This window comes from Sphingomonas sp. DC1600-2 (assembly GCF_049897605.1).
Lineage (GTDB): Bacteria > Pseudomonadota > Alphaproteobacteria > Sphingomonadales > Sphingomonadaceae > Sphingomonas.
Genome location: NZ_JAFCWO010000001.1, coordinates 252,103 through 275,141, shown reverse-complemented (window position 1 = coordinate 275,141; position 23,039 = coordinate 252,103). Strand labels below are relative to the sequence as shown.

The window sequence follows — 23,039 nt, the reverse complement described above, 5'->3', positions numbered from 1 at the left end:
GATCGATCCCCGATTGGGACCGCACCTTCGTTACGCAGCCGTGCGAAATCCGGATCACCCCGCTAAAAATATTGTGGCAAAAATTACGAGCTGGTCGTGAGGTCGCCCCAGCGCCATTGGCCGGAGCCGATCACGATCGTGATCGTTTTGCTGGCGCTTCTGATAAACAGAAACTGCGGGCCAACGTTCAACGCGGCGAGGCAATCCGGCTTGGCAGCCAGCACTTCGCGCAGCACGATCTCCCGCAGCATCGCCGAGCCGGGATCTGCCTCGGCGACGATCCAGCGACCGTCCCACAGCAGCAATGCGCCAGCGACCGACGTCGATTGGATCGGAATGCGCTCCAGCGCGCGCTGCGCAAGCGGGTTGGCCTGGAGGTCGCTCGCGAGATCCTGCGCCAGGCTACACGGCGCTTCCGAACCGTGTTGCCCCGATAGCGGTTCGAAAGCCGCGAGGCTGGCTTCATCCTGTTCCTGCATCGCCGCGAGATCGGGATCGGTCGCGATATGCGCCACAGCATGCGGCGCGGGCTCGACCGGCTTGTGCTCCGGTATCGTCGTCTTTGTGGTGCGTTTTGCCGGGCGTGCTGTCGCGATTGCCGGGAGCTCGAAAACCGAGAGCTGCGCCGACGTGCCGTTCGCGCCGCTGGTTCCGGCACGGAGTACCGACGTGCCAACGGGAAATCCCCATAGGACCAGGATCAGCTCGAACGATATGACGCAGAGCGACATGCCGATCGCCGCCAGGCGACGGCGCGTTATCGCCTGCACAGGCCATGACAATGTCGATCGCCACATGCTTGTCGCGTCACTTCGCGGGACCGAATGAGATCATGCTGCGTTTACGAAGCGATCGACCAAATGGATGCTTTGCCCATGGCCACACCGAAGCCGCGCGGCCCTGGGTTACGGCGTACCGGAATGTGGATCGCGCGACATGGCTATGGTAGCGCATCGCAATTGGGAAATTTTGCGTAAGAGCCTTGGAATAGTGGGTGAAGGGCACCGGTTCAATATGACGATGGCTGAAGACGCGGGCCCCGAACACGGGAGATCGGATACATCCGCTTCCGTCGATTCCGGTGGCGATCCCCGCTGGCAACAAATCGAAGCGCGCATTGCCGCGTTGGTGGCGGCGCGTCCGCGCTTAACGATTACCAAGGACTCGGCTGTGTGGCTGAGCATCGGCCCGAAGGTGCTGAAGCGCCAACTCTATGTCGATGCCAATGCCGGATGGGAGTCCTATTATCTGAAGCTTGAACCCGGTGCCGAGGTGCCACCGCACTCGCACGCCTCCGTAGAGGAGTGCCTGGTCCTGTCCGGCGAGATCGAGGTCGATGGCGACATCGCGCGCGAGGGCGATCTCCATATCGCCTTTACCGGGCACGATCACGGGACGCTGACCAGCCGCGACGGTGCGCTGCTCTATATTCGTGGCCCGCTCGCTCCGCTTGACGAAGACACGCCCGGCGACCCGTTCGACCTATAATCCCCGGGGTTATCCCAACCGGCCTCACCCGCCCCGCATCCTTTCGGATTGCCCGCCCGTATTGGGGATGTCGGTGCCTTCAGGCAGCCCGACACGATCTTGGGACGGGTGGGGGTATCATGTCGAGTGCACTGCAAACTGCGGAACAGACCGCCGCCATCGACAGGTTCGACCTCGCTCTTTCGCGACTGCTCGGCGCCACTGCCGCGGGTGACCACCGCGCGTTTCGCGCACTCTATCAAGCAACCAACCGCCGCCTGTTCAACATTGCGTTACGGATCGTCGGTCAACCGTCGATCGCGGAGGACGTGACGCAGGACACCTTCGTCCGCGTCTGGTCGCAGGCCAAGCAGTTCGATCCGGCCAAAGGCCCGGCAATGGCATGGATATCGCGCATCGCCCGCAATGCCGCGATCGACCATGTCCGCCGCAACCGCACACAGTTGGAAGACATTGCCGATCATGTCGACCACATCGCCTCACTTGCGGACCCGGTGATCGAGCGGCTCGACATGTTCAGCGGCTTTTCGAAACTGGCCGACAAGCAACGCGAGGTTCTGACGCTCGCCTTGGTCTATGGCTACACGCATGAGGAACTGGCTACGGTGCTTTGCGTCCCCGTCGGCACCGCCAAAGCGAGAATGCGGCGCGGGGTGCAACAATTGCGGGTGTTTTTCGATCAGGCGGTGGCGCTGTCCTCCTGACGCCACGGTCGGGCTCACTCCATGTGATCGGGCTTGTACCCCGGCGTCGGCGTCAGCATCAGGACCATCTCCATCACGCCGATCGCCAGCAGCCAGCTTGCCGCCACTTTCAGCGCGATCCCGCGCCCGGTCAGCACCAGCCAGCGCGCCGGAACGCACAGCAGCACAAGCGGGAGCGCGATCAGCAGGTTCGACGCGCCCCCTCCGACGCGCGCCACCAGACAGGCCCACACGCCTGCATTAAGGCCCAGCACCAAAGCGGTGGCGCGGTTCATGCCGCGGGGCAGATGGACGCAGCCCGCCAGCACCACCGTGCTGACCCAGCAGCCTAAGAAAATCGCATCGGCATGATCGGGCGAGACCGGCAGGAGCAAGGCGGCGGCACATCCGAACAGCAAGGCCGCTACAGCGATCCCCCAGATGCGGGTCGGCACGAACCCCAGCGCCAGCGCCAGCGCGACGCACAGCATCGCCGATGGAAGCAGACCGTCGCGCATCACAGCAACACGCGGGCCAGGAAATACAACCCCGTCACGCCAATGCCCGCGCCCAGACCTTTGACGAACAACGCGCCGCGCCGCGTATCGTTCACGGTTCCGACTGCGATACCGGCGATATGCAGCAACCCGGTGCTGAGCACGAAGCCCGCGCTATAGCCGATCGGATCGGCGGCGGACGGCAGTTCCCGGCCATGCGCATAGCCGTGAAACAGCGCGAACACGCCCACCATCCCGCACGCCAGCCACACCGGCGGGCGCAGGCCGAACGCAATCGCCATGCCCAGCATCAGCACCGACAGCGCGATGCCGAGTTCGACCGGCGGCACCGGCGCGCCGACCATCCCAAGGATCGCCCCGCCCGCCATCATCGCAGGGAAGATCACCGGCAAGGCGACCAGCAACGGCCGCCCCAGAATCGCGCCCCACAACCCTACCGACACCATCGCCAGCAAATGATCCATTCCGCTGAGCGGATGGAGCATCCCCGAAACGAACCCGCCGGCGAGGCCCGTACCGGTATGCGCGCTGGCGGGCGAGGCGAGCACGCTCGCCAGGGTGACCGCACAGGCCAGCGGCACAAGCGGCGACGGGCGTGTGGGAGCGACCGGATTGTTTGCCCGTCCCTGCACCGAAATCCGGTCGTGCTCCGTAAAGACAGCGTCGCTTGGGAGATTTCGAGACCGTGTCATTATCCAACCTTGTCGCCCGGGAATGTGCCAGGCTTACGGGCCAGCGCGCCAAATCGATGCCTTTGCGCCGGATGAAGCTGCGCTGCGGGACGATGTGGCGGTTAGGGGCGTTCACTGTTTTGGCGGTGCCCGGCCTGGCGCTGGCGCATGATTTCTGGATCCAGCCCAACGCCTTCTGGGTTCCGACCGGCGGCACCACCACCATGTCGATTTTGGTCGGGCACGGCAGCTATCGTTCGAAATCGCTGATCGAGGCGAACCGCATCACCCGGTTCGACCGGTATGGCCCCGACGGCCACAGCGACCGGCGCCCCGAGCTGAAGCTGGGGTCGGCCACGACCGACACCACGCTCCATTTCGCGCAACCCGGCGAATATCTGTACGCGCTGGCGACCAATGCGACGCCGAGCGAACTGCCCGGCATCCGCTTTACCGATTATCTGAAGGTGGAGGGATTAACCCCCGCGCTCGCACTGCGCCAACGCACCGGCATGACCGATGCCCCCGGACGCGAGCTGTATTCGCGTCGCGCCAAGGCGTTGATCCAGGTGGGCAACGCGCCCGCCACCGACGTGGCGACCCGGCGCATCGGCCTCAGCCTGGAACTGGTGCTGGAGCGCGATCCCTACACCTTGCCGCCGGGGGCCGATTTACCGGTGCGCGTGTTTTACGAAGGCAAGCCGCTGGCGGGCGGCACGGTCAAGCTGAACAATCTCGATTTCGACGAACGTCCGCTCGCCACGCATGTGACCGACGCCGCCGGGCGCGCTTTATTTCGCGTGCCGCGCATCGGAAATTGGCAGCTCAACGTAATCTGGACAAAGCCGATCAAGGGCAATCCCAAAGCGGATTTCGAAACGACGTTTTCGAGCCTGACCTTCGGCTATCCCCGGCCCCCAATGTCGCGCCGCGCGCCGTAAGGCGGCGGCTGGCATCCGGGCGCTGTCAACCGCGGTCGGCGACGCAATCGCCCCCGCATCGAAGGATCGCGAGATGATGGCGCGGATCGGCGTGTGGAGCATAAGAGCGGCGGCAACGACCGTGCTTGGCCTCGCTGTGCCCGTAGCGGCGCAAGTGATCGAAATCGGCAGCGATGGGCAGACCAACGTCTATACCGGGCCGACGCAATTCACCGCCGAGGGCAGCCGCGCCATCGTGCCGCCAGCTCCGGTGCGAGAGCGCCGCGTCGCCATCAACCCGACCGCGCGAGCCGCCGCGCGCGCCGGGCTGGCGACCGGGGTCAGCCCCGCGTTGATCGAAGCCGTGGCGTGGCAGGAATCACGCTTTCGTGCGGGCGTGGTGTCGCGCGCCGGTGCGATTGGCGAGATGCAGTTGATGCCCGCCACCGCCCGCGCGCTGGGGGTTGATCCGTATGATTCGGAACAGAATTATCAGGGCGGCGCGCTGTATCTCGCGCGGTTAATGCGGCGCTATCGCGGCGATCTCGTGCTCAGCCTCGCCGCTTATAATGCCGGTCCCGGCGCGGTCGATCGCTGGCGCGGCGTGCCGCCGTATCGTGAAACGCGCGCGTATGTCGGGGCGGTGCTCGGGCGGCTCGGCAACACGGTCGAGGGCGTCGCCCCCAAGTTCAAGCAGAGGAATGATCGATGATATCGCTTCGGCGTACTGCTATTCTCGCGCGGACCGTCGCGGCGGGCCTTGGCCTGCAGTGGAGCACGATGGCGCACGCCCAATCGGCCTCGCTCGATCCGTCGGGGTCGGGTGTGATCGTCTCGGCGGTCGATTGGGTGCAGGGCACGCTGCTCGGTGCGGTGGCGACCTCGCTAGCGGTGATCGCGGTCGGCGCGACCGGGCTGGGGATGCTCACCGGCCGCATCGACTGGCGGCGCGGCGCAACCGTCATCCTCGGCTGCTTCATTGTGTTCGGGGCCGCCGCGATCGTCGCCGGAATCAAATCTGCCGCAACAGGGCCAGGGCTGTGAACGCGCCGCTCGCCCGCGATCCGGTGTTCGGCGCGCTGACCCGCCCGCAAATGTTCGCGGGCGTTACCTACAGTTTCTTCGTGCTCAACGCGGTCATTACGATGGAAGCGTTTCTCCTCACCAAATCGTTTCTGGTGCTGCTGCTCTCGCTCGTCATCCATCTGGGCGGCTATCTCGCATGCCTGCGCGAGCCGCGCTTCTTCGATTTGTGGATGACCAAGCTCGCGCAATGTCCGCGCGGGCGCAACCACGCCTATTGGCGCTGCAACTCTTACTGTCCCTGAACGATGCTGGCGCGCACTTCCCCAGCCGAACAGGCCCCGAGCTTCGCGCGCGAACGCTCGGCCGGCGCGTATTTGCCCTATGCCCGCGCGCTCGACGATGCGACGATCGAACTGCGCGATGGGCGGATGATGCAAGTCATCCGGCTGACCGGCTTTCCCTTCGAGACGGCGGATTCGGAGGAACTGAATTACCGCAAGACGCTGCGTGACACGATGCTGCGCGGCATCGCCGATGCGCGCTTCGCGCTCTATCATCATGTCGTCCGCCGCGAAGTGCAGCCGGTGTTCGAGGGAACGTTTGACGATCCCTTCAGCCAGTCGCTCGACACCGCGTGGCGCACCAAGCTGTCCAGCCGGAAACTCTACGTCAACGACCTGTTTATCACGCTGGTGCGGCGTCCGCTGCCGGGGCGGATCGGGGTGCTGCAAAATCTGGTGCGGGGGAGTGGGCGCGCGGAGAGCGATGCCCGGCGGATGCGCGATCTGGTCGCGCTCAACGCCGCGCGCGACATTCTGCTCGCCTCGCTCGAACCCTATGGCGCGCGCTTGCTCACCAGCTATGCCGGGCCTGCCGGACGCTGTTCGGAACCGCTCGAATTTCTCGCCTTGCTCTATGGCGGCGATCTTCGCCGGGTGATCGAGCCGGGCGGCGATTTCGGCCATTATCTGCCCGATCGCCGGATCAGCTTCGGTGCCGACGCGCTCGAACTCGCGGCCACTGGCGATGCGCCGCGTCGCTTCGCGGCGATGGTTTCGATCAAGGATTATCCGGCGCAGACCGTGCCCGGCATGTTCGACGATTTGCTGCGCTTGCCCGCCGAAATGGTGCTGAGCGAGAGCTTCGCCTTTGTCGATCGACAAGCGACGCTGGACCGCATGAACCTCGCTTTGCGCCGGATGAAGGCCGCCGATGATGAGGCGCTGAGCCAGCGTTACGAGCTGGCATCGGCCAAGGACGATGTCGCAGCGGGCCGATCGGGCTTTGGCGAGCATCACCTGACCGTGATGGTCAAGGCCGACACGCTCGACGCGCTCAATTTCGCCGCCGCCGATGTGCAGACCGCCTTTAGCGAGTTGGGCGTGATCGCGGTGCGCGAGGACGTCAATCTCGAAGCGGCGTACTGGGCGCAGTTCCCCGGCAATTTCAAATTCATCGCCAGGCGCGCCCTGGTATCGAGCGGCAATTTCGCCAGCCTTGCCAGCGGCCATTGTTTCCCGTCCGGCTCGGCGCAGGGCAACCATTGGGGGCCTGCCATCACGGTGTTGGAAACGACATCGGCTGGCCCCTATTATTTCAATTTCCACAAGGGCGATCTTGGCAATTTCACCGTGATTGGCCCGTCGGGCGCGGGCAAGACCGTGGTGATGGGCTTCCTGCTCGCCCAGGCGCAGAAGCTGTCGCCGCGCACGGTCTATTTCGACAAGGATCGCGGCGCGGAGATTTTCCTGCGCGCGATTGGCGGGCGCTATGATTTGCTGCGCCCCGGCCAGCCGACCGGGCTCAACCCGCTGTTGCTGGAGGACAACCCTGCCAACCGGCGCTTTCTGTGTGATTGGGTGGCGAAGCTCGTGTCGGGCACTGGCCCCGCGCTCGACGCGGAGGATCTGGCGCGCATCGCCGATGCAGTCGACGCCAATTTCAGCCAGCCGCGCGCGCTCCGGCGGCTGCGCTATTTCGTCGAGCTGTTCCGCGGGCGCGGACGCCCGACCACGCTCGATCTCGCCGCGCGGCTGGCGGCGTGGTGCGGCAAGGGCGATTATGCGTGGCTGTTCGACAATGAGGAAGACGCGCTCGATCTCGACGTAGCGACGCTCGGCTTCGACATGACGCAGATCCTCGACGATCCCGCTGCGCGCACGCCGGTGATGATGTACCTGTTCCACCGCGTCGAACAGCGGCTGGACGGCACGCCGAGCATCATCGTGATCGATGAAGGCTGGAAAGCGCTCGACGATCCCGCGTTCGTGCTGCGCATCAAGGATTGGGAAAAGACGATCCGCAAGCGCAACGGCATCGTCGGTTTCTGCACCCAAAGCGCATCGGACGCGCTGGCGAGCCAGATTTCCAGTGCGATCATCGAACAGGCCGCGACGCAGATCTTCATGGTCAACCCCAAGGCGCAGGCGGTCGATTATTGCGACGGCTTCGGCCTGACCGCGCATGAATTCGACTTGATCCGCACGCTGCCCGACACGGCGCGTTGCTTCCTGATAAAGCATGGCAATGACAGTGTGATCGCCCGCCTCAATCTGGGCGGTATGCCTGATTTGCTGACGATCCTGTCGGGCCGCGAAAGCAGCGTGCGCCGCCTCGATGCGATCCGCGCCGAGGTTGGCGACGATCCGGCGCAGTGGCTGCCACGGCTGCTGGCCTGACCGCCATGTCGAACGCCTGTCCCGCCGCCCCGCCCGATGTCCATCTGGTCCATGCGCTGCTGCGCGGGACCGATTGTCAGGTGCGCACGCTGGTCCACACTGGCTATGATGGGCTGTTCCAGAGCGGGGGCAACTTCGCTGCGGTGCTCACCACGCTGATGACGCTGTATGTCGCACTGATCGGCTATCAATTGATGCTGGGTCGGGGCGGTTTGCGCATTGGCGACGTGACGCTGTCGGTGGTGAAGCTCGCCGCGATCCTGTCCTTTGCCACGCAATGGGACACCTATCAGGCGATCGTGGTGCGCGTGCTGTTCGACGGCACCGCGCAGATTGCGACCGCCATGCTGCACCTCGATTCGGCGACCGCAAGCGGCGGCGACATTTTCGACCGGCTGCAGCGCGCCTTCGATATTTTGAGCGCCGCGCCTACCCCGCCGGTGCCCGCCAAGCCAACCGGTCCGCTCGCCGCCGTGCCGCAGATCGCCGCACTTCAAGCGTTGCCGCTGCTCGGTGGCGGGGTGAAGGTGCTGGCGCTGAAGGCGGCCGCCGCCATGCTGCTGTTTTTCAGCCTCGGCCTGTTGCTCGCCACCAAGGTCGTGCTGGGGGTGTTGCTGGCGATCGGCCCGATCTTCATCGCGCTGTTGCTGTTCGATGTGACGCGCGGGCTGTTCGAGGGGTGGCTGCGCGCGACGCTCGCCTTTGCCTTTGCCCCGATGACGACGATCTTTTTGCTGGCGGTGATGCTGGAGATACTCGAGCCGTCGCTGGCGGCGATGGTCGAGCAGCGCGCGACCGGAGCCGTGCGCGCCGACACCGCCTATAGCGTCCTGCTGCTGGTGCTGGTGTTCACTGCAGTGGCCACGGGTTTGCTGATTGCCTCGGCCACCGTGTTCCGCGGCTTTCGCCTGCCCGAGCGCAAGGCCCCTGCCGCGCCGCAGGTGCCATCTCCCGCACAGGCCCGGTCCACACCAGCTCCGGAAGCGCTCGCCTCCCCCGCCGCGCGCACCAGTGCCGCTGTCGCCGCGCTGGCACGGCGCGAAGAGCGGCTGGTTCGCGCGGATGGCGGCGAGACCAGCGTCCGCATCCTCGGCAGCACCGGGGCGAGCGCCGCCGCCAGTCGTGACCCCTGGACTCCGACGCGCGACCAGACCCGCCTCGGCGACGGCGCGCGACGCATCACCCCCACGCGCACCGTTTCCGGCACCGCCTCAAGAAGGCCCGATTGACCATGCACCAGCCCAACCCCGAACCCGCCTTCGCGCGAATCCTGCAGCAACGCCCCGAGAATTGGGGCGACGATCTCATCGCGCGCGCGGAGGCCGCGCGGCGGCGCGCACTGATGCTGGCGGGTGTCGCCGCGCTGATCGCGGTCCTGGAGGCGGTCGCGCTCGCGGCACTCGCCCCGCTTAAGACCGTGGTGCCCTATACCATCCTGGTCGATCGACAGAGCGGCTATGCCGAGACGATCAAGGGCCTCGCCCCCGGAGCGCTCACCCAGGACAGCGCCATCGCGCAAGCCGCGATCGTCCAATATGTCATCGCCCGCGAGACCTTCGACGCAAGCGACCTGCGCGCCAATTACGAAAAGACCGCCTTGTGGTCCGATGGCCCGACGCGCGCCGCCTATCGCCACCTGTTCCAGAAGGGCAATCCCGACAGCCCGCTCACCCGCTATCCCGCGACCACCGTCGTCTCAACCACGGTGAAAAGCGTAACGATGCCGCGCGCGGGCAGCGCGACGGTGCGCTTCGACACGATCCGCCACGATCAGGGTACTGCGGGCGGCGAACGGCGGAGCTGGACGGCGGTGATCGACTATCGCTTTTCGGGCGCGCCGATGCGGATGGAGGATCGCTTCGTCAATCCGCTCGGCTTCCAAGTGACGCATTATCGCCGCGATGCCGAGGACACCGCCCCCACCCCAATCCAGTTCGACAGCGCGCTCGGGGTGCCGACGCGATGAACCGCAATACCGCCCCCTGGCTGATCGCGCTGGCCGCGACCTGGACGGCGTGCGTCGCAGCGACGACCGCGCCCGACCGGCCCGCCTGGGTCGATCCGCACATCCGCAACATCGCTTATGATCCCGATCATCTGGTGACGCTGCACGGGCAGCTCGGTTTCCAGGTCATGATCGAGTTCGCGCCCGATGAGCATATCGAAAACGTCTCGATCGGCGATGCGCTGGCCTGGCAAGTGGTGCCCAACAAGCGCGCCAATATCCTGTTCCTGAAGCCGCTCGATGCCAACATCCTGACCAACATGTCGGTGGTGACCGACCAGCGCCGCTATATCTTCGATCTCGACGCCAGCCGGGGCAAGACCGCGCATGGCGGCGCACGCACCTATGTCGTGCGCTTCGTCTATCCCGCCGCCCCGGTCGAAGTCGCCGCCGCACCGACCGCGCCGCCGCCACCGGTGCGCAGCAACACGCGCTACAGCTATACCGGCGCACGGTCGCTGTTGCCGACCCTGGTGTTCGACGATGGCCATTTCACCTATTTCAAATGGGCCGAACAGACCCCCACCCCGGCGATTTTCGCCGTGACCGGCAAGGGCGAGGAAAGCCTGGTCAATTATGGCGTGCGCCAAGGCTACACCATCGTCGAGCAGATCGCGCCGCGTTTCCTGCTGCGCAACGGCAGCGAGACGACCACGCTGATCAACGAAGGTTGGCGCGAGCCCGACCCTGGCCCCGACGCACCGCCGCCGTTCGATGCCAAGACGGCGAAAGCCGCCAAATCCGCCGAGCGAGCCAAGCCATGACCGATCCGCTTTCCCCCAGCGCCGCTGGCCCACCCCGGCCCGCCGTCGCCTCCCCCAGGCCACAGCGAGGTGGCTGGTTGATTGGTGCCGGGGCGATCTCGCTCGGGCTGCTGTGTTTCACCTTGTTGTACGCCGCGCGGGCACCGGTCAGCGATGGCATCGTCACGCGCGGCGGTCGCCCTGCCGATCTGGTCGCCCCACTCGCCCCGCCTGCGGAAATCGCGGCGGTCGAGGCGGCGGCACACGGCGTCGTGCCGGTGCCAACCGCCACACCCACCCCCTCGCCCGTCGCCACGCCGTTGCCGCCCGTGACCGCTGGCACGCCCGGCTTTACCGGTCCGTCGGTGGCGGCACTGAACGAGGCGCAGCGGCTGAAAGCGCCCGCGCTGATCGTCGATCTGTCGGTCGCGCCGCCCGCCCCCGCTACCGAACCCGGCAAAGCGGGCGCAACCGATGCCGCCAAAGCCGCCGACGGCAAAAGCGGCGGTGCCTCGCATCTGGACGGCGACGAACAATTTGCCGAGCGGGTCTCGTCCGCCGAACCCGAGCGCGCACGCGCCTCGCAATTGCATAATCTGGCAACGGTGGTGCCGCAGGGCGCGATCATCCCCGCCGTGCTGGAAACCGCGCTCAATTCGGATTTGCCCGGTTTGGCGCGCGCGGTGGTCAGCCGTGACGTGCGCAGCTTTGACGGCAGCACGGTGCTGATCCCGCGCGGCAGTCGGTTGGTCGGGCAATATAAAAGCGCGGTCGCGCAGGGGCAGTCGCGCGCATTCGTGATCTGGACGCGGGTGATCCGGCCCGATGGTGCCTCGATCCAGATCGGCTCGCCCGCCGCCGATACGCTGGGCCGCGCCGGGCTGGCGGGCAGCGTCAACCGCCATTTCTTCCAGCGCTTCACCAATTCGGTGCTGCTGTCGGTGGTCAATGCCGCCGTGGCAGCGGTGTCGCGCGGATCGAACACGCAAATCCTGATCGGGTCGAGCCAGGAGGCAACCGGGCTCGCCGCTGCCTTGCTGCCGACACAGATCGTCCCGCCGACGATCAAGGTCGCACAAGGCACGCCGGTGCGCGTGTTCGTGGCGCGCGATCTCGATTTCACGGCGGTCGGCGGGGCGGCGGAATGAACGCACTGTCACCGCCCGGCACCTATCTCGACGCCTATCTGCGCCCGCTTTCGCCGTGGCTGGAGCGCGGCGATGTCACCGACATCTATATCAATGCGCCCGGCGAAATCTGGGTCGAGACGCTCGATGGCCAAAGCACGCGCCACCCCGCGCCCGATTTGACCGAGTCCAATCTGTGGCGACTCGCCACCCAGATCGCTGCGATCACGCATCAAGGCATCAGCCGGGAGCATCCGCTGGTGTCGGCGACGCTACCGGGCGGCGCGCGGGTGCAAATCGTCGCCCCGCCCGCGACGCGCGGCGCTCTGGTCATGGCGATCCGCCGGCAAGTGGTACGGGCGCTATCCCTCGCCGATTACGAGGCGAGTGATGCCTTCGCCGCCACCGCGATTGGCGATACCCAGCATGAAAGTGCCGAGGACGCGGCATTGGCGGCGCTGCTGGAGGCACGCCAAATCGGCGACTTCCTCCGCCAGGCTGTGCGAGCGCGCAAGAACGTCCTGATTTCGGGCGGCACCTCCACCGGCAAGACCACCTTCCTCAACGCCCTGCTGAAAGCGGTCCCCGAGCGCGAACGGCTGGTGCTGATCGAGGACACGCCCGAAGTGGAGATGACCCACCCTAACAGCATCGGCCTGATCGCGGTGCGCGGCGGCCAGGGCGAAGCACAGGTCGAGGCGGAGGATTTGCTCAAGGCCTCGCTCCGCCTGCGCCCCGACCGCATCATCCTGGGCGAATTGCGCGGCAGCGAAGCGTTCAGCTTCCTGCGCGCGGTCAATTCTGGGCATCCCGGTTCGATCACCACCGTCCACGCCGACAGCCCCGCCGCCGCGATCGACCAGATCGCATTGATGGTGATGCAGGCGGGCACCAGCCTCGGCCGCGGCGAGATCGTTCGCTATGTCGAAAGCGTGATCGACGTATCGGTGCAATTGGTGCGCGGCGAAGGCGGGCGGCGAGTCGGGCGGATCGTGTTGCGACGATAAGGTCCGCCGCACTTGGTTCGCAGTGCGAACCGCCAGTGGCTAGGTCGGTCGATAACCCGCGGTGCGCGCCCGACTGACCAGCAATTTGTCGATTCGCCGCCCGTCGAGATCGACCACTTCGAACTTCCAGCCCTGTTCGATGAAGCTTTCGCCTTCGCCCGGCAAATGGCGGAACACCGCGAGCGCGAGGCCCGCGACGGTCGCATAATCACGGTCCTCGGGTAAATCGATGCCGAGCCGTTCGGCCAGCATGTCGACCGCCATTTGCCCGGCAACCAGCAGCGAGCCATCGTCGCGCGTCACCACCGAGGGCGCATCATCCGGGTCGGTGTCCGACGCGAATTCGCCCGCAATCGCGGCGAGCAAGTCCGCCGGGGTGACGATGCCTTCGAAATGGCCATATTCGTCGTGGATCAGCGCCATCGGCACTTCGGCCTGGCGCAGCGCGTCGAGCGCGTCCATCGCGTCAATCTGGTCGAGCACAATCGGTGCCTGCCGCATCAGCGCGCGCAGATCGAGCGGCTCGCCCTTGAACAAAGCGACGGCAATGTCGCGCGCTTGCACCACGCCGATCACCGTATCGACCGAACCTTCGGTTACCGGCAGCCGACTGTGCGAGGCGGCGACCAATGCCGCGCGCAGCCCGGCATCATCGAGCGTCGCGTCGATCCATTCAATGTCGGTGCGCGGCGTCATCACTTCGCGCACCGGCCGATCCGCCAGCCGCACCACGCCCGAGATGATCGAACGCTCATGCTCCTCGATCACGCCCGACTTGCTCGCCTCGGCGACGATCAGGTGCAGTTCTTCGGCGGTGACATGCTCCTCGCTCTCGCGCTTCAGCCCCATCAGGCGAAACAGCAGTCCCGATGACGAATCGAGCAGCCACACCACCGGTGCCGTGCCCCAGGCCAGCGCCAGCACCGGGCCCGCCATCGCCGCCGCCAGCGGCTCGGGCGCGCGCAGCGCGATTTGCTTGGGCACCAGTTCGCCGATGACGAGTGAGGCATAGGTCGTGATGCCGATGACGATGGCAAAGCCGACGCTCTCGGTCGTTTCCGCGCTCAGCCCCAGAAAATGCAACCGCGCCGCAACCGGGCCGCCGAGACTCGCGCCCGAATAGGCACCCGCCAGGATCCCGATCAGCGTAATGCCAATCTGCGTGGTCGACAGGATCTTGCCCGGGTCCGCCGCCAGCGTCAGCGCGGTGCGCGCACCACGATAGCCAGTGCGCGCCATCGCCTCCAGCCGCGCCTTGCGCGCCGAGACGATCGCCAGTTCGGACATGGCGAAAACGCCGTTCAACACGATGAGCGCGAAGATGATCGCGACGTCGATCCAGGGAAAGGGGGGGAGCGGTGCCATGGCGCAGCCCCTCCTTTGCGCGAATCGCACCATTTCACAACCGCGCGAGCGCTATCGCCTTGCCGTTATTTGGCGAAGGCGGACAAAATCAGCGAAGGCCGCCGAAAAAATCCCGCAGCAGCGCGCTCGCCTCGCGGTCACCGATTCCCGGAAACACTTCAGGTCGATGGTGAATCGTCGGCTGGGAAAACAGGCGCGGCCCATATTCGACCGCTCCCCCTTTGGGATCGCTCGCGCCATAATAAAGGCGCGCGATTCGGGCATGGGCGATGGCACCTGCACACATCGCGCACGGCTCCAGCGTCACCCACAAATCGCAATCGCTCAATCGATCGGACCCGATCGCCGCAGCCGCCGCACGAATCGCCAGCATTTCGGCATGCGCGGTCGGATCATGCCGCGCGCGGGGTGCGTTGGCGGCGGTGGCGATGATGCGCCCGTCGAGCACCACCACCGCGCCAACCGGAACCTCTCCCGCCGCTGCGGCATCGGCAGCGGCCGCTAGCGCGGCACGCATCGGGAGAGGAAGCGGGAACATCGTGCCGCCATGCCCCACTTGCTGCCGAATCGGCAAATCGTGGCGGAACGTCGCCGGTTATTGGGTCGTAACGGCATTGCCGTCGGCGCTGACCGGCTTCTTCACCTTGAGCGTCGGTACCGAGATGGTCTTGGTAGTCGTGCCGACTGTGGGCACTTCGATCGTCTTGTTTTCGGTGCCGAGTTCGACGGTCGCCATATTGGCGCTGACCTCCGGAGCCTTGCCGCCGTTCACGCTGAGCGTCGGCAACGAACCCGCCTTGGTATCGATCTTGAGCATTCCGAGCGAGACAAGCGCAACGACGACAAGCGCGGCAAGGCCGACTAAAGCTAAAAGAAAGCGCATGGATCTTCTCCCGTGTTCGCAACATCGAATCGTTACCGTAACCAAACCGGCGTCAGCCCTTATGGTTGCATCGCGACATCGAATCGCCTCGGACGGTTGACCGACCGTGCTGCATTCGGTATGCGCCCCGCCTTCACGAGCCTCTTCATGGGCTCACGGACATTCAGGAATTTACGATGTCGCGGATCTGCGAACTGACCGGCAAGGGCCGGATGGTGGGTAACAACGTTTCCCACGCGAACAACAAGACCAAGCGCACGTTCTTGCCGAACCTGCAGAACGTCACGCTGATCTCCGACGCGCTCGGCACCAGCGTCAAGCTGCGTGTCTCGGCGCACGGCCTGCGTTCGGTGGAGCATGTCGGCGGCCTCGACAACTGGCTGGTCAAGACGACCGACGACAAGCTGTCGCTGCGCGCCCGTCGCCTGAAGCGCGACGTCGCCAAGAAGCTGACCGCCGCACCGCAGGCTGCCGCGTAAAACCTCTCAGTTCCGGTTGCGCTTCGGCGCGACCGGATCGAGCCTGAACTTCAGCAACAGGCTGCGCTGTAGCGACAATTGGTTATCGTCCGAGACGAGCCAAATGATCGTTGCAGCGCCTTCGCGCGTCACCGCGACTCCCTCGAAATTGTCGTGGATCAGCGGGGCGGCCAGCGTCGCGATGTCGCGCCCACGCACCGTCGCCCCCGGTTTGACCTGCGCTGGATCGACCACGGTCAGCACATTGGAAAAGCGTGCCCCGGCAAAGCGACGGTTGAGGATCAGCCAGCGCCCGTCGGGCAGCACCGTCATGTCGCTGGGATCATAGCCGCGCGGCGGCAGATAAGTGAAGCGAAAGCCCCAACGCGGCCGCTGCACCGGGTCGCCGAGGAAAACGATCCCACCACGCCCGCTCGCTTTGGGCCAGGGCTTGGTTTCGGCAATCGTGACCATCCCTCCTGTCGGAAGCAGCGTCATCGCCTCTGGCCCCTCATTTTCGGGCCATTTCGACATAACCGGCGGAGCCCCATGCTCTTCCGCTCGACGGAACCCCGAATCGTAACGCCAGAACTCGTTGTAACTCTCGAAACCGACCCAGACCGCGCCCGTCTTACGGTCGATGCTCATCGATTCGCTGTCGCGGTCGCGCTTGAACCACCCCGTTCCGGGACCTGCGGGCAGTTCCGCAAAACTGGGGTCGCGGACCTTCCAATCCGAGCCCATTGTGAAGCGCACGATGTCACTGCTGTCGCTGAGCAAGGTGAAGCGGTCGCCCTTGACACTGAGCGAGGAGAAGCCGCCGAATTGCGGATCGCGGCTGCGCAACTGCACACCGCCCAGACACACCAGATCCCCCACGCGCGTGAGGTCGGGTCGGGCCGGATCAAGCATCACCTGCACGGCGCGAAAATGCGGATCGATGCCGAGCCGCACGCGACGCCCTGGCACCGTCGAATCCGGCACGAACAGCAAGGCAAACAAAACCGACCATAAAATGCGCATCCCCCGCCCCTGCGGGAGCCAGCAGCGACACGCAACCGCGATTCGTCGGGCGCTGCGCCGATGAACGACGGCTAACAGAGCCATTCAGGCTTACCTCAGCCCGACTCGGCCATAACCGCATCATCGGAAACACCAACCGGGAGACGCATCATGTTCAAGAAACTCACGCTCGCAGCCACCGCGATGGTCATGACCGCTGCCGGTCTGGCCGCGACCCCTGCCGCCGCCCAACGCTATGATGGCGGCCAAGGCTATGCTTACGATCAGGCGTATCGCGACGGCTACAATCGCGATGACGGATATCGCGGGTACCGGGATGATCGGCGCGGCTATCGCGACGACGGCTATTATCAGGACCGCCGCTACTACAGCCGCGCCCGCAACCGCTGCAACAACGACCGCGGCACCATTATCGGCGCGATTGCGGGCGGTTTGCTCGGCAATGTGATCGCAGGCGGCGGCGACCGCACGCTGGGCACCGTCCTGGGTGCAGGCGGTGGTGCCCTGGCCGGTCGTGCGATCCAGAAGGACGGTCAGCCGGGCTATTGCCGCTAACGCGACCGCGACGCCTTTCAGAGTTACCCCCGCGTTGCGTAACAGGGGGCGGAGGCCGGCTTCCCTAGAGGCCGGCCTCCTTTATGTCCGGGCGCGATGCGCCCGGCGATCAATACATATGTTGCCCGCCATTGATGCTGAGCGTGGAGCCGGTGACGAACCCGCCCTCGTCCGAACACAGGAAGGCAACGCCGCGCGCGATCTCGCTCGCCTGACCCAACCGACCGACCGGAATCTTGGCAACAATCTTCTCCAGCACATCCGCCGGGACCGCCGCGACCATGTCGGTATCGATATAGCCGGGCGCGATCGCGTTGACCGTTACGCCGGCCCGCGCGCCCTCTTGCGCCAGCGCCTTGGTGAAACCGTGAATGCCCGATTTGGCGGCGGCATAGTTGACCTGGCCATATTGGCCGGCCTGGCCGTTGATCGACCCGATATTGACGATGCGGCCCCATTTGCGGTCGCGCATGCCCGGAAACACCGCCTTGGCCATGTTGAAGCAACCGCCCAGATTGGTGTCGATCACTTCTTTCCACGCCTGATAGGTGAGCTTCAGGATGGTGCCGTCGCGCGTGATGCCGGCATTGTTGACCAGCACGTCCACCGGCCCCAGCGCCTCGACCACCTTCGCCGTGCCTTCCTGACACGCGTCGTAATCGGCGACGTCCCATTTGAATGCAGCAATTCCGGTGCGCTCGGTAAATTCGCGCGCACGGTCATCATTACCGGCATAGGTCGCTGCGACCGTCATGCCATGATCCTTCAGCGCGAGGCTGATTGCCTCCCCAATCCCGCGAGTGCCGCCGGTTACGATCGCGACGCGTGCCATCAAACTCTCCTCCCAGGATCTATCGCCCAACCCACGCTAGGCGGATGGCGTCCACCCTTCAAGTTGACGCGCAAGTAAAACCCGCAGCATTCCGATGCCGATCTCTCCGGCATTGAGGCAGGGGATATAGGCGAAATGGGTGCCGCCATTTTCCTCGAAGCTCTCGCGTCCCCGAATCGCCAGTTCCTCCAGCGTTTCAAGGCAGTCGGCCGAAAAGCCGGGGGCGAAGATCGCGACCTTGGTAATGCCCTTGGCCGGCAGCGCATCGAGCGTCGCGTCGGTCGCCGGTTCGAGCCACTTGGCGCGCCCGAAGCGCGATTGGAAGGTGACCGTCATCGGCCGTCCCAGCCGCTCGCCCAGCAACCGCGCGGTCTTCTGGCAATGGCAGTGATAGGGATCGCCCAGTTCGAGCGTGCGCTGCGGCATGCCGTGGAAGCTGGCGACGATCGCCTGCGGCTCGAAATCGAGCGCGGCCAGCCCCGCCGTCAGCGATTGCGCCAGCGCCTCGATATAAGCGGGATCATCATAATAAGGCGGCAAGGTGCGCAAGGCCGGTTGCCAGCGCATCTTGGCCAAAGCGGCAAAGGCCTTGTCATTGGCGGTCGCGGTCGTCGCCCCGCAATATTGCGGATAGAGCGGCGCTACCAGGATCCGTTCGCAGCCAGCATCCTTCATCGCCTGCAGGCGAGCGGGGATGGACGGATTGCCATAGCGCATCGCCCAATCGACCAGCACGTCCACGCCGAACGCGCCTTGCAGCGCCGCACTCTGCGCCTTGGTGATCGCGGCCAAAGGCGAGCCATCGGCGCTCCACACCTGAGCATAAGCCTCGGCTGATTTTTGCGGACGGGTATTGAGGATGATGCCGCGCAGGATCGGCTGCCAAATCAGCGGCGGAATCTCCACGACGCGCCGGTCCGAGAGAAATTCGGCGAGATAGCGTTTGACCGACTTGGTATCGGGCCCGTCCGGCGTGCCGAGATTGGTGAGCAGAACGCCAATCTTTGGCTTGGGCACGGCCGGGTGCCCGGCAGGAAGGATGGCTGGCATCAAACGGTTCCCGGAGTGAGCGGCAGGCGGCGCAAGCGATAGCCCGTAGCGGCTTGCAGCGCATTGGCAATTGCGGGCGCAACCGGCGGCACGGCGAGTTCGCTCACTCCGCCGGGCTCCGCCTCGCTCGAAATCAGTTCGACGGTAATGTCGGGCGTGTCGGCCAGCCGTGGCAGACCGAGATCGCCAAAGCCCCGCGCCTCGGCCAGATTGGCCTTGAATCCGGTCGCGCTGCCCGTCGCCGCCGCCATGCCGAACAGCAAACCGCCTTCGATCTGCTGGCGAACGATGTCGGGGTTGATCTGCCGCCCGCAATCGACCGCCGCGACGATGCGATCGACGCTGACCGCCTGGCCCTCGCCGACATGCGCCTCGACCAGCACCGCGATATGGCTGCCGCGAAAGCTGTGACAAGCAATGCCCTGCCCGCTTCCCGCAATGCCGCCTTCCCAACCGCCAAGCGACGCGGCGGTCGACAAGCACCGCGCCAGCCGCGCATCCCCGCCCAGCATGCCGATGCGGAAGGACAGCGGCTCGGTCCCCGCGACATGCGCCAGTTCATCCAGAAAACACTCGGTGAAAAACGTCGTGTAGCTATGCGCGCCGGAGCGCCAATGTCCGGTTGGCACACCGATATCGGCCGGGTGATGGTCGATCGCATAAGCTGGAATACGGTAGAACGGCGCGGCCCCGGCCACCGCATAGCCATCGCCGAAGGGCGCAACAGCTTGCGCCGCGCGGAACCCGGTATCGTGCGCCAGCAAGCGCCCGGCCAGCTCCTGGCCGGTCGCCGGGGCGGCGATCTTGGCAAGCCAGCCGAGGATCTGCCCATTGCCGCCGAGCCGAGCCGCCATTCTTGCCGCCGCCGGGGGGCGATAGCGATCGTGCAGCAGATCTTCGGATCGGCTCCACACCAATTGCACCGGGCGCTTTAGACTGTGCGCCAGCACCGCCGCCTGTGCCGCACATTGCGTTTCCAGATTCGCGCCGAACGAGCCGCCGATCAGCATGGGATGCACCAGCACCGCATCCTCCGCCAGGCCGATCGCCGCCGCCGCCGCGCTGCGCGCCAATCCCGGTGCCTGGGTCGGCAACCATAGCTCAAGCCGCCCATCCCGATAGTGCGCGGTCGCGGTCATCGTCTCGATCGCAGCATGCGCGGCAAGGCCAACATGATAATCGGCGGTCACCACCCGCGCGCCCTTGAACACCGCCGACAAATCGCCTTGCCGTGCGATGCGGGCACCGGGTCCGTCGAGCGCGGCCTTCAGCGCAGCGTTGATGCTGGCGGTGGTGATCGCGCCGCTTTTGGTCTCGAACCGGGGGGCAAGCACATCCAGCGCCTTGTTCGCCGCCCACCAGTTATTGGCGATCGCCGCAACCCAGCGATCGTTGGTGACAACCTGCAACACGCCGCGAACGCGCTCCGCCGCCGTGCGATCGACCCGCACCAGCTTGCTGTCGCCGACCGGCCCCTGGCGGATGCTGGCATAGACCATGTCGGGCAAGCGCACGTCGCCTGCGAAATTGGCGGACCCATCGATCTTGGACGGGCCATCGAGCCGGGGCAGCGACTGGCCCGACAAACGGTCCCCGCCCCGTTCCCCGCCATCACCGCGCAGCGGCAGCGGATCGGGCAGCGCGCCACCAACCGCCTCGGCCGCCAGTTCGGCGAAGCGCAACCGGTTGTTGCCGTGGACGACGAAGCCCTCGGCGGTAGTGCACCCCTGCCACTCGACCTTCCACCGTTTGGCCGCAGCCTTGCACAACAATATGCGCGCCGCCGCCCCCGCCGCGCGCAAAGGGTTCTCGAACGCGCGGACCGAGGTCGATCCCGCAGTCAGCATCAGCCCCATTCGCCCGGCATGGGCATCGCGCCACGCCGTGACCAGCCCGTCGCCCGGCGGCTCGAACAACTCGTGCGCGCCAAGCGTATTGGCATAAAGCGGGTTGAACGGGGCTGGCTCCACAGAAACCGTGCGCCAGTCCGCGCCCAATTCATCGGCGATGATTTGCGGCAGGGTGGTATAGACGCCCTGACCATGCTCGGCTTGCGGCACCGCGACGGTGACATGGCCGTCATCGCCGATCTTGAGCCATGCGCCGAACACGCTTTCGCCCTTATCGGCGGTGAGATTGCCGGAATAGCGCCGCGGCCACAGCCCCCATGCCACGACCAGCCCGATCCCCGCCCCACCACCGATCAGCAGCGTGCGACGATCGATCTTCGGGGGTGCGGGGGAAGCCATCGCCTTGCTCTATCGCGCCAAGCGCCGCACCGCCAGTTCGGTGTGGCTATGCCGTCACGGTCTCCGCCGCCGCCAGCGTGCGATATCTGGTGCGGATCGAGACCTTGTCGATCTTCTCCGTGCCCAATCGCGGCAACGGGCTGTCGACGATCCAGATGCGCTGCGGCACCTTGAACGCCGCGACATGGGCAAACAGGAATGCGCACAACGCCTCGGTCGTCAGCGTCTCGCCCTCGCGTGGCAGCACGACCGCGCCCGGCACTTCGCCAAAGCGCTCGTCGGGAAGGCCGAACACCGCCGCCTCGGCCACCGCCGGATGTTCGTAAATCGCGGCCTCGACTTCCTGACACGAGATATTCTCGCCACCGCGGATGATAATGTCCTTCTTGCGATCGACGATGAACAGATAGCCGTCCTCGTCGAGATAGCCGATATCGCCGGTCAGAAAGTAACGATCGGCGGTGAAGGCGGCGGCGGTGGCGTCGGGCCGCCCGTAATATTCGGTGAAGTTGCAGATCGAGCGAATGCCGACCTCGCCGCGCTCGCCCTGCGCGACCGGCTTGCCCGCGCCATCAAGGATCGCGAGATCGACCAACGGTGCCGAAGCGCGCCCGGTTGAATTGGGCTTGGCGAGGTAATTGTCCCGGAAATTCCCGCAGCCCACGCCGTTGGTTTCGGTCAAGCCGTAGCCGAGCAGCGGCTTGGGGCCGCCCATTTCGTCGGCGATGCGCCGGACATGCTCGACCGGACGCGGTGCCCCGCCTGCGGCGAAATCGGTAACCGACGACAGATCATAGTCGCCACGCTTCGGGTGAGTCAGAATCTCGAAACTCATCAGCGGCACGCCGACGAAATAACTGACCTTCTCGGCCTGAATCAGCCGCATCGCCTCTTCGGCATCCCATTTGGGCATCAGCACGAGTTTGCGCCCCATGGCAAAGCTTTGCAGGAACACCGGCACTTCGGCGGTGACGTGGAAGAGCGGCACGTTGAGCAAGGTTGCGGGCTGGCCGACCGGCGGATTGCCGTCCGCAGTCGTAATGCCGAGCATGACCAGCGCTTGCGCGAGATAGTTGAACACGCCCTGCGTCACCGCCCGATGATTGCTGATCGCACCCTTCGATTGGCCCGTCGAGCCCGAGGTGAACAGGATCGTGGCGGGGTCTTCGGGCGCGATGGTCGGCAGAGCGACGTCGGCTGGCCCGGCGAGCGCCGCGAGCGCGCTACCAAGCGGCTGCACATCGTCGATCGTCACCACCGCGACATCGAGCCCGTCAATCTCGGCCAGCCGCTTCGCGCGCGGGGGATCGGCAAAGACCAGGCGGCACTCGACCTCGGCCACCGCGGTCGCCAGTTCCTCGGACTGCCACCAGCCGTTCAGCAGCGTCGCGACACCGCCCGCCATCACGATGCCCATGTACAGCGCGATCCACGACGGCGAATTGCGCATCGCGATGCCGACTCGGTCGCCGCGAGCAACTTGGTGTTGCGCAATCAGGCCCTTTGCGACGCCCTGCGCGACCGCATAAACCTCCGCAAAGGTCAGCCGCTCGGGCCCCGCCACCAGGAAAGGCAGGTCGGCGTGAGTCGCGCAATAGTGCGCGAAATAGGGCGGCAAGGTCTGCGGTACGCCAGTGATAAACGGCAGATCGACGCCACCTGCCGCTACGGATCCCAGCCCGAACGGTGCCCCGGGCCCGGTCAGCCCCGCCAGGGCGGCATCCATTCGCAGGTCCAGTTTGCTCGGCATCTCGCTCT

At 65.7% G+C, this 23,039-nt stretch carries 25 protein-coding genes; 14 read left to right on the top strand and 11 right to left on the bottom strand.

The genetic code is table 11. From position 1 onward, the window contains the following. Positions 1–83: 83 nt before the first annotated feature. A complete protein-coding gene (locus tag ACP7BL_RS01400; protein WP_341202715.1) occupies positions 84–782 on the bottom strand; it encodes a hypothetical protein in 699 nt (232 codons plus the stop codon). Between the two features lie 238 nt (positions 783–1,020). Between ACP7BL_RS01400 and ACP7BL_RS01395 the strand changes: the two genes are divergently transcribed. Together ACP7BL_RS01395 and ACP7BL_RS01390 are read left to right on the top strand one after the other, a co-directional pair. Beyond that, positions 1,021–1,488 carry a cupin domain-containing protein gene (locus ACP7BL_RS01395; protein WP_426257430.1) on the top strand — a complete coding sequence of 156 codons (468 nt, stop codon included), beginning with the start codon at positions 1,021–1,023 and terminating at the stop codon, positions 1,486–1,488. Positions 1,489–1,607: 119 nt separating this feature from the next. Further along, the gene (locus ACP7BL_RS01390; RefSeq protein WP_426257429.1) at positions 1,608–2,192 is read left to right on the top strand and encodes an RNA polymerase sigma factor; all 585 of its coding nucleotides are present in this window, start codon (positions 1,608–1,610) and stop codon (positions 2,190–2,192) included. Positions 2,193–2,206: 14 nt separating this feature from the next. On the opposite strand, the gene ACP7BL_RS01385 is transcribed toward ACP7BL_RS01390, so the two are convergent. Next, positions 2,207–2,689 carry a hypothetical protein gene (locus ACP7BL_RS01385; RefSeq protein ID WP_426257428.1) on the bottom strand — a complete coding sequence of 161 codons (483 nt, stop codon included), beginning with the start codon at positions 2,687–2,689 and terminating at the stop codon, positions 2,207–2,209. Beyond that, a complete protein-coding gene (locus ACP7BL_RS01380; protein WP_426257427.1) occupies positions 2,689–3,321 on the bottom strand; it encodes a HupE/UreJ family protein in 633 nt (210 codons plus the stop codon). The genes ACP7BL_RS01385 and ACP7BL_RS01380 overlap by 1 nt, the downstream gene beginning before the upstream one ends. A gap of 116 nt (positions 3,322–3,437) precedes the next feature. Between ACP7BL_RS01380 and ACP7BL_RS01375 the strand changes: the two genes are divergently transcribed. The 10 genes from ACP7BL_RS01375 (at position 3,438) to virB11 (ending at position 12,866) form a co-directional block, all read left to right on the top strand. Then, positions 3,438–4,301 carry a DUF4198 domain-containing protein gene (locus ACP7BL_RS01375; RefSeq protein WP_426257426.1) on the top strand — a complete coding sequence of 288 codons (864 nt, stop codon included), beginning with the start codon at positions 3,438–3,440 and terminating at the stop codon, positions 4,299–4,301. A 73-nt stretch (positions 4,302–4,374) separates the two neighbouring features. Then, the gene (locus ACP7BL_RS01370) at positions 4,375–4,992 is read left to right on the top strand and encodes a lytic transglycosylase domain-containing protein (RefSeq protein ID WP_426257425.1); all 618 of its coding nucleotides are present in this window, start codon (positions 4,375–4,377) and stop codon (positions 4,990–4,992) included. Further along, positions 4,989–5,324, top strand: coding sequence for a TrbC/VirB2 family protein (locus ACP7BL_RS01365; protein WP_426257424.1), 336 nt, complete (start codon positions 4,989–4,991; stop codon positions 5,322–5,324). The genes ACP7BL_RS01370 and ACP7BL_RS01365 overlap by 4 nt, the downstream gene beginning before the upstream one ends. Further along, on the top strand, positions 5,321–5,608 hold the full coding sequence (locus tag ACP7BL_RS01360) for a type IV secretion system protein VirB3 (RefSeq protein WP_426257423.1): 288 nt from the start codon (positions 5,321–5,323) through the stop codon (positions 5,606–5,608). The genes ACP7BL_RS01365 and ACP7BL_RS01360 overlap by 4 nt, the downstream gene beginning before the upstream one ends. Before the next feature lie 3 nt (positions 5,609–5,611). After that, entirely contained in the window at positions 5,612–7,984 is a 2,373-nt protein-coding gene (locus ACP7BL_RS01355) for a VirB4 family type IV secretion/conjugal transfer ATPase (RefSeq protein WP_426257422.1), read from the top strand. Next, positions 7,960–9,213, top strand: a complete 1,254-nt coding sequence (locus ACP7BL_RS01350; RefSeq protein ID WP_426257421.1) for a type IV secretion system protein — start codon at positions 7,960–7,962, stop codon at positions 9,211–9,213. The genes ACP7BL_RS01355 and ACP7BL_RS01350 overlap by 25 nt, the downstream gene beginning before the upstream one ends. 2 nt (positions 9,214–9,215) lie before the next feature. Continuing rightward, positions 9,216–9,950 carry a virB8 family protein gene (locus ACP7BL_RS01345; RefSeq protein ID WP_426257631.1) on the top strand — a complete coding sequence of 245 codons (735 nt, stop codon included), beginning with the start codon at positions 9,216–9,218 and terminating at the stop codon, positions 9,948–9,950. Next, positions 9,947–10,753, top strand: a complete 807-nt coding sequence (locus ACP7BL_RS01340) for a TrbG/VirB9 family P-type conjugative transfer protein (RefSeq protein ID WP_426257420.1) — start codon at positions 9,947–9,949, stop codon at positions 10,751–10,753. Before ACP7BL_RS01345 ends, ACP7BL_RS01340 begins: the two co-directional genes overlap by 4 nt. Continuing rightward, the gene (locus ACP7BL_RS01335; protein WP_426257419.1) at positions 10,750–11,880 is read left to right on the top strand and encodes a TrbI/VirB10 family protein; all 1,131 of its coding nucleotides are present in this window, start codon (positions 10,750–10,752) and stop codon (positions 11,878–11,880) included. The genes ACP7BL_RS01340 and ACP7BL_RS01335 overlap by 4 nt, the downstream gene beginning before the upstream one ends. Next, on the top strand, positions 11,877–12,866 hold the full coding sequence (gene virB11, locus ACP7BL_RS01330; protein WP_426257418.1) for a P-type DNA transfer ATPase VirB11: 990 nt from the start codon (positions 11,877–11,879) through the stop codon (positions 12,864–12,866). The genes ACP7BL_RS01335 and virB11 overlap by 4 nt, the downstream gene beginning before the upstream one ends. A 39-nt stretch (positions 12,867–12,905) precedes the next feature. Here virB11 and ACP7BL_RS01325 read toward each other — a convergent pair whose 3' ends face one another. The 3 genes from ACP7BL_RS01325 to ACP7BL_RS01315 all read right to left on the bottom strand — a co-directional run bounded on the left by ACP7BL_RS01325 (position 12,906) and on the right by ACP7BL_RS01315 (position 15,114). After that, a complete protein-coding gene (locus ACP7BL_RS01325; protein WP_426257417.1) occupies positions 12,906–14,231 on the bottom strand; it encodes a hemolysin family protein in 1,326 nt (441 codons plus the stop codon). 88 nt (positions 14,232–14,319) lie between these two features. After that, positions 14,320–14,748 carry a nucleoside deaminase gene (locus tag ACP7BL_RS01320; RefSeq protein WP_033966521.1) on the bottom strand — a complete coding sequence of 143 codons (429 nt, stop codon included), beginning with the start codon at positions 14,746–14,748 and terminating at the stop codon, positions 14,320–14,322. Between the two features lie 78 nt (positions 14,749–14,826). Further along, entirely contained in the window at positions 14,827–15,114 is a 288-nt protein-coding gene (locus ACP7BL_RS01315; protein WP_033966516.1) for a hypothetical protein, read from the bottom strand. Between the two features lie 176 nt (positions 15,115–15,290). Here ACP7BL_RS01315 and rpmB point away from each other — a divergent pair, with 176 nt between their 5' ends. Then, positions 15,291–15,593: a 50S ribosomal protein L28 gene (rpmB, locus tag ACP7BL_RS01310; protein ID WP_010406662.1), complete on the top strand. Its 303-nt coding sequence runs from the start codon at positions 15,291–15,293 to the stop codon at positions 15,591–15,593. 6 nt (positions 15,594–15,599) lie between these two features. Here the strand turns inward: rpmB and ACP7BL_RS01305 are convergent, their stop codons facing one another. Next, entirely contained in the window at positions 15,600–16,595 is a 996-nt protein-coding gene (locus tag ACP7BL_RS01305; RefSeq protein ID WP_426257416.1) for an esterase-like activity of phytase family protein, read from the bottom strand. Positions 16,596–16,745: 150 nt separating this feature from the next. On the opposite strand from ACP7BL_RS01305, the gene ACP7BL_RS01300 reads away from it, so the two are divergent. Then, a complete protein-coding gene (locus ACP7BL_RS01300; RefSeq protein WP_426257415.1) occupies positions 16,746–17,150 on the top strand; it encodes a glycine zipper 2TM domain-containing protein in 405 nt (134 codons plus the stop codon). 109 nt (positions 17,151–17,259) lie between these two features. Here ACP7BL_RS01300 and phbB read toward each other — a convergent pair whose 3' ends face one another. Genes phbB through ACP7BL_RS01280 form a run of 4 tightly spaced genes read right to left on the bottom strand, consistent with a single transcriptional unit; the run spans position 17,260 to position 23,031 of the window. Further along, complete coding sequence (phbB, locus tag ACP7BL_RS01295; protein ID WP_126845170.1) at positions 17,260–17,982, bottom strand: acetoacetyl-CoA reductase; 723 nt, start codon at positions 17,980–17,982, stop codon at positions 17,260–17,262. 36 nt (positions 17,983–18,018) lie between these two features. Further along, positions 18,019–19,032 carry a ferrochelatase gene (gene hemH, locus ACP7BL_RS01290; RefSeq protein WP_426257414.1) on the bottom strand — a complete coding sequence of 338 codons (1,014 nt, stop codon included), beginning with the start codon at positions 19,030–19,032 and terminating at the stop codon, positions 18,019–18,021. Beyond that, positions 19,032–21,281, bottom strand: a complete 2,250-nt coding sequence (locus ACP7BL_RS01285; RefSeq protein WP_426257413.1) for a molybdopterin cofactor-binding domain-containing protein — start codon at positions 21,279–21,281, stop codon at positions 19,032–19,034. Before ACP7BL_RS01285 ends, hemH begins: the two co-directional genes overlap by 1 nt. Before the next feature lie 46 nt (positions 21,282–21,327). After that, positions 21,328–23,031, bottom strand: a complete 1,704-nt coding sequence (locus ACP7BL_RS01280) for a class I adenylate-forming enzyme family protein (protein WP_426257412.1) — start codon at positions 23,029–23,031, stop codon at positions 21,328–21,330. Positions 23,032–23,039 lie beyond the last annotated feature (8 nt).